Origin of the sequence: Catenulispora pinisilvae, from assembly GCF_015356865.1 — a bacterium.
Lineage (GTDB): Bacteria > Actinomycetota > Actinomycetes > Streptomycetales > Catenulisporaceae > Catenulispora > Catenulispora pinisilvae.
The window spans coordinates 1-5,411 of record NZ_JAAFZA010000407.1 but is presented as its reverse complement, the minus strand read 5'-3'; the positions used below and the strand labels follow the sequence as shown (position 1 = coordinate 5,411).

The 5,411-nt window shown below is 72.2% G+C and carries 3 protein-coding genes and 1 pseudogene; 1 reads left to right on the top strand and 3 read right to left on the bottom strand.

What is annotated here, in order from left to right:
• The coding region (locus IZR01_RS47905) for an enoyl-CoA hydratase/isomerase family protein (RefSeq protein WP_194927741.1) at positions 1-801 on the bottom strand (801 nt) is incomplete at its 3' end.
• Positions 802-1,015: 214 nt separating this feature from the next.
• Between IZR01_RS47905 and IZR01_RS47900 the strand changes: the two genes are divergently transcribed.
• The gene (locus IZR01_RS47900; protein ID WP_194927740.1) at positions 1,016-2,593 is read left to right on the top strand and encodes an IS1182 family transposase; all 1,578 of its coding nucleotides are present in this window, start codon (positions 1,016-1,018) and stop codon (positions 2,591-2,593) included.
• Between the two features lie 55 nt (positions 2,594-2,648).
• On the opposite strand, the gene IZR01_RS47895 is transcribed toward IZR01_RS47900, so the two are convergent.
• A complete protein-coding gene (locus IZR01_RS47895) occupies positions 2,649-5,093 on the bottom strand; it encodes a thiamine pyrophosphate-binding protein (protein WP_228561386.1) in 2,445 nt (814 codons plus the stop codon).
• A gap of 58 nt (positions 5,094-5,151) precedes the next feature.
• Positions 5,152-5,411: pseudogene (locus IZR01_RS47890) on the bottom strand (hypothetical protein); the annotation flags it as partial.

Sequence of the window (5,411 nt, the reverse complement as noted above, 5' to 3'; positions counted from 1 at the left end):
CGAGGGCCACCGGACCGTGATCGTCGTGTCCTGCGACACGAACGTCGTCGCGGCCAGCAGCGCCGTCTGCGCCATCGCCTCGGTCAGGCCACGGTCCGCGAAGGTGTCCACCGAGCGCTTGATCGCCTGGACCGCCAGCGGGGCGTTCGCGGCGATCTCGCGCGCCAGCGCGTAGGCGGTCGGCAGCAGCTCGTCCGGGGCGACCACCTCTTGCACCACCCCGATCCGCGCCGCGGTCTGCGCGTCGATCCGGCGTCCGGTCAGCGCCAGCAGCTTCGCCCAGCCGCTCCCGGCGTCGCGGGCCAGCCGCATCTCGCCGCCGGCGTCGACCGCCATCCCGATCGTGGCCTCCGGCAGCGCGAACACCGCGTCGGCGGCCGCCACCCGGATGTCGCACATCAGCGCCAGCTCGAACCCGAAGCCGAGGCAGTACCCGTGCACGGCCGCCACGATCGGCTGCGGGAGCGTCGCGAACGCGCGGAACTGCTCGTGCACCCAGCGCAGGCCCTCGGCGAAGTTCCGTGCGCGCTCGGCGTCCGAGCGGCCGGTGATCCGGTCCTCCGGCAGGCCGAGGTCCACCCCGGCGCAGAAGGCCCGCCCGGAGCCGTGCACCACCAGGGCCCTGATCCGGTCGTCGAACCGCACCCGGGCCGCCAGCCGCGCCAACTGTCGCGAAGCCTCCCAACTCCACGCGTTCAGCTTCGCCGGGCGGTCCAATAGGAGTGTGGCCACCCCGTCGTCGCCGACGTCAAGCCGCAGCTGCCACTCCTGCTCCGGCAGAGCCGGTTCGGTCCGGAACATTACGCGCTCCTATCTGACGGTACGTCAGATTAGCCGCGGCGGCGCGCCCCCGAAAGGGCCGCGGGCCGCCGAGGACGATCCCTCGACGGCCCGCGTGCACAAGCTCGAAAACCAAAGCGTAAAAGCGACAGCGCAAGAACGACCAGCTCTAGAACGCTGCTGAAGATCTGTCGTTCTGACCTCGTCGTTTCATCGGTGGGGTCAGACTGCTGTTATGCAGGGTGAGTGGACTGGTGAGCTGGTCGGGCCGGATGTGTGGGAGACCTGTCGGGGGTTGATCCCGGCCGGGAGTGTGTTCGCGTTCCTGGCCGAGCACCGGGAGCGGTTGTTCCCGGCGTCGATGTTCGCCGACATGTATCCCTCGGCCAACGGGCGGCCGTCGATGCCGCCGCAGGTGCTGGCCGCCACCGTGGTGTTGCAGAGCCTGCACGGGCTCTCCGATTACGAGACGGTGCAGGTGCTGCGTTGTGACCTGCGGTGGAAGGCGGCCTGCGGGCTCGGGCTCTATGACACGGCGTTCGATGACTCGCTGCTGACCTACTTCCGGCGGCGTCTGTCCCGCTCGGGGGATCCGGTGCGGCTGTTCACCACGCTGAAGGACGTCATCGCGGCGACCGGGGTGCTCAAGGGCAGGATGCGGCGGGCGCTGGATTCCACGGTCCTGGACGACGCGGTGGCCACCCAGGACACGGTCACCCAGTTGATCGCGGCGATCCGACGGGTCGTCCGGGACGTCCCGGGAGCGGCGCAGGTGGTGGCCGAGCACTGCACCGCCCACGACTACGACGATCCGGGCAAGCCGCGCATCGCCTGGAACGACGAGGCCGCCCGGGCGACCCTGGTGGATGCCCTGGTGACCGATGCGCTGCTGGTGTTGGGCCATCTGCCCGAGGCCGAGTTGGGCCCGAAGGCCGCCGACTCGGTCGGGCTGCTGGCGCTGGTCGCCGGCCAGGACGTCGAACCGGCCGAAGGCTCCGACGGCCGGGACGGACGCTGGCGGATCGCCCGGGGCACCGTGCCGGACCGCACGGTCTCCACCGTGGACCCCGAGGCCCGGCACATCCACAAGAACCGCACCCGGCACCAGGAGGGGTTCCGGGCCCACGTCGCCTTCGAACCGGAGGTCGGGCTGTTCACCGCGGTGGAGCTCACCGCCGGGTTCGGCCCGGACAACCACGAGGCCGCCGTCGCCGAGCACCTGCTGGCCGGGGAAGAAACCGGACTGACCGTGCTGGGCGACACCGCCTACGGCACCGGGCAGTTGCGCCGCACCCTGACCGCGACCGGCCACACCCCGGTGATCAAACCCGCGCCGCCACAGCAGGCCGTCCCCGGCGGCCTCACCGCCGAGGACTTCACCATCGACACCGCCGCAGGCACCGTCACCTGCCCGGCCGGGCACACCAGGGCCCTGGGCCGACCCCAGGCCACCGGCAACCGCCAGGCCCAGTTCAAAGCCCTGTGCCGGGATTGTCCGCTGCGAGCGCGGTGCACGAAATCCAAAACGGGCCGCGTGTTCAGCGTCCACGCCGACTGGGACCTCCTCAAAGCCGCCCGCGACCAAGCCAGATCCGACCCCGCCTGGCAGGCCGAATACCGCCGCTGGCGCCCACCGGTGGAACGCGCCATCGCCTGGCTCGTCGCCGCAGGCAACCGCCGCGTCCCCTACCGCGGCGTCATCACCAACAACACCTGGCTCCACCACCGCGCAGCCGCCCTCAACCTCCGCCGACTGGTCAACCTCGGACTCCACCACAACCACGGCACCTGGGCACTGACCGCCACCACATGACCGAAGGGCCGCCCCAGAACAGGACGACCCCCCAAACAAGATCTTCAGCAGCGTTCTAGAGCGCGAGCGCCGCCAAAGCCGCGTTGACGATCGCCCCGGGCACCAGGTCATGCTGCGCATACAGATCCGCGACCGCCCCGGACTGCCCGAAGCTGTCCACGCCCAGCGGCACCGCCGGCACCCCGACCGCCGACCCCAGCCACGCCATGGCGTGCGAGGCGGCGTCGTGCACCGTCACGATCGGCGCGCGCCCCGGGAACAGTTCCTTGAGCACCGACGGCCGGCGCGGCCCGGAAGCGCTGCGGTAGTCCTGCTGCAACGAGCTGCGCCAGCCGGTGTAGAGCCGGTCCAGGCTGGTCACGTCGACCACGTGCGCCGCGACCCCCTCCGAGGCGAGCTCGGCCGCGGCCGCCAGCACCTCGGGCAGCACGGCCCCGGAAGCCGCCAGATGCACCACCGGCGCGCCGGTGTTCTCCAGCTCCGAGGCGATGTGCAGCCGGTAGCCGCCGGCCAGCACCTGCGCGCGCAGCCGCTCCTCCCCCACCCGGGCCAGCGCGGCCTCGAACGGCGCCTGGTCCAGCGGCCGGGTCGTGAGCCGCAGGTAGGCCGAGGATCCGGCCTCGCCGCGGCCCATCCGGGCCAGCGCGTCGCAGAGGACCCAGTCCAGCGTGCGGGTGTAGGCGGGTTCGGAGAACACCACGTTCGGCAGCTCCAGCCCGATCGAGGCGGTGATCGTGGACTGGTGCGCGCCGCCTTCGGGGGCCAGGGTGACGCCCGAGGGCGTGCCGGCGATCAGGAAGCGCGCGCCGGAGTAGGTGCCGTAGATGAACGCGTCCAGGCCCCGGCAGACGAAGGGGTCGTACACGGTCCCGATCGGCAGCAGCGGCTGGTCCGACAGGTCCCAGGCCAGGCCCAGCTGGCCCAGCAGCAGGAACAGGTTCATCTCGGAGATGCCCAGCTCGATGTGCTGGCCGGCGGGGGACTCGGTCCAGCGGACCGGGGAGTCGGCGGCGGTGTAGTTCTGCACCTCGGCCGGGGCGAACACGCCGAACTTGTTGATGAAGCCGGCCAGGTTCGTCGAGGTCGCCACGTCCGGCGCGGTGGTCACCAGGTGCCGCGCCACCTCCGGGGTGCGCGCCAGGCCGGACACCAGCCGGCCGAACGCCTCCTGGGTCGAGGTCGGCTTGGCCGGCGAGCGGGTCTCGACCTGGGCCGGGACCGGGATCGGCGGGTGCGCGGTGGGCTGCGGGCGCTTCAGCAGCGAAGCACGCGCGGTCACCAGGCGGCCGGCCGCGGTGTCCACAGAGATGCGGTCCCACTCGGTGGCCTCGGTCAGGCCCTGCGCGGTGCGCAGCTGCCCGATCTGCTCGGTGCTCAGCAGCGCCGAGTGGTTGCGCGGGTTGCCGGCGATCGGCAGGCCCCAGCCCTTGACGGTGTAGGCGAAGACCACGCTCGGCCGGTCGGTGACGGCGTCGCACTCGGCGTAGGCGTCGAGCATCGCGGTCAGGTCGTGGCCGCCGAGGTCGGTGAGCAGGGCGCCGAGGTCGTCGTCCGGGACCACCGAGAGCACCGGGGCGACGTCGGCCGGGGCGCCGTCCAGGAACCGGGCTCGCAGCTCGGCGCCGTCCAGGCCGAACAGCGACTGGTAGCGCTCGTTCGCCATGGCGTCGATCCACGCCTTCAGCGCCGCCCCGCCGGGCCGGTCGAACACCGCCTGCAACCGGCGGCCGTACTTGACCTCCACGACGTGCCAGCCCGCGGCCTGGAACTGAAGGCGCAGCTGGCCCTCGCGGATGCCGGGGACCACGCGGTCCAGGGACTGCCGGTTGAAGTCGACGATCCACATCACCTCGCCCAGGCCGGTGCACGCCGGGTCGGCGATGGCCTCCCAGACGTTGCCCTCGTCCAGTTCGGCGTCGCCGAGCAGCGCGACGAAGCGGGAGCGGGCCCGGGCGCCGAAGTGCGCGTCGACGTAGCGGCGGGCGGCCGCGGCGAACAGCGGGGCGGCCGGGCCCAGGCCGACCGAGCCGGTGGAGAAGTCCACGCGGTCGGGGTCCTTGGTGCGGCTCGGGTAGGACTGGAGGCCGCCGAAGGCCCGCAGCTTGGTGAGGTAGGAGCCGTCGAGCTCGCCCAGCAGGTACTGGATCGCGTGGAAGACCGGGGAGGCGTGCGGCTTGACCGACACCTTGTCGTCCGGTCCGAGGTAGCTGAAGTAGAGCGCGGTCATCGCGGTGACCATCGAGGCCGAGGAGGCCTGGTGGCCGCCGACCTTGACCCCGTCGCCGGTGGCGCGGTCGTGGTTGGCGGCGTCGACGATCCTGGTGGCCAGCCACAGGACCCGCTGTTGGATCTCGGTCAGCGCGGCGAGCTCGGCCGGGTCGGGCGCGGCGGCGGAAGTCGCGGCGGCAGCGTTCGCGGCGACGGCGTTCAGGTCGGCAGCGGCCGGGTCAGCGGCGTTCGAAGCGCCGGTCGGCGCGGTGTTCGGAGCGGTCGGGGGCATGGCGCATCCCTCGCGGTTCGGGGGCGGACGTCGTTGTCACACGCCCGGCACTGCGGGATCACCGCGCCAGGCTCGTGGTCTCATTATCGGACGTCGGCTCCCCTGCCGGAAACACCGAGGTCGGGCGGCGGATCTTGATCCACGGATCGGATCTTCGCTCCCGGGCGCGCTGGGTCCTGGTCAGCGGGTAGCAGGCGAGCCCGATGCCGAAGGCCACCAGATGGCCCAGCGGGGTGTAGTCGACGGCGGCGTCGAAGTCCTTGAGCGAGGCCTGGTAGAGCAGGTAGGCCAGCAGCAGCGACCACACCGAGAGCCGGA

Coding starts and splice junctions, on each gene's coding strand:
- IZR01_RS47900 (WP_194927740.1), top strand. CDS start 1,016: ATGCAGGGTGAGTGGACTGGTGAGCTGGTCGGGCCGGATGTGTGGGAG.
- IZR01_RS47895 (WP_228561386.1), bottom strand. CDS start 5,093: ATGCCCCCGACCGCTCCGAACACCGCGCCGACCGGCGCTTCGAACGCC.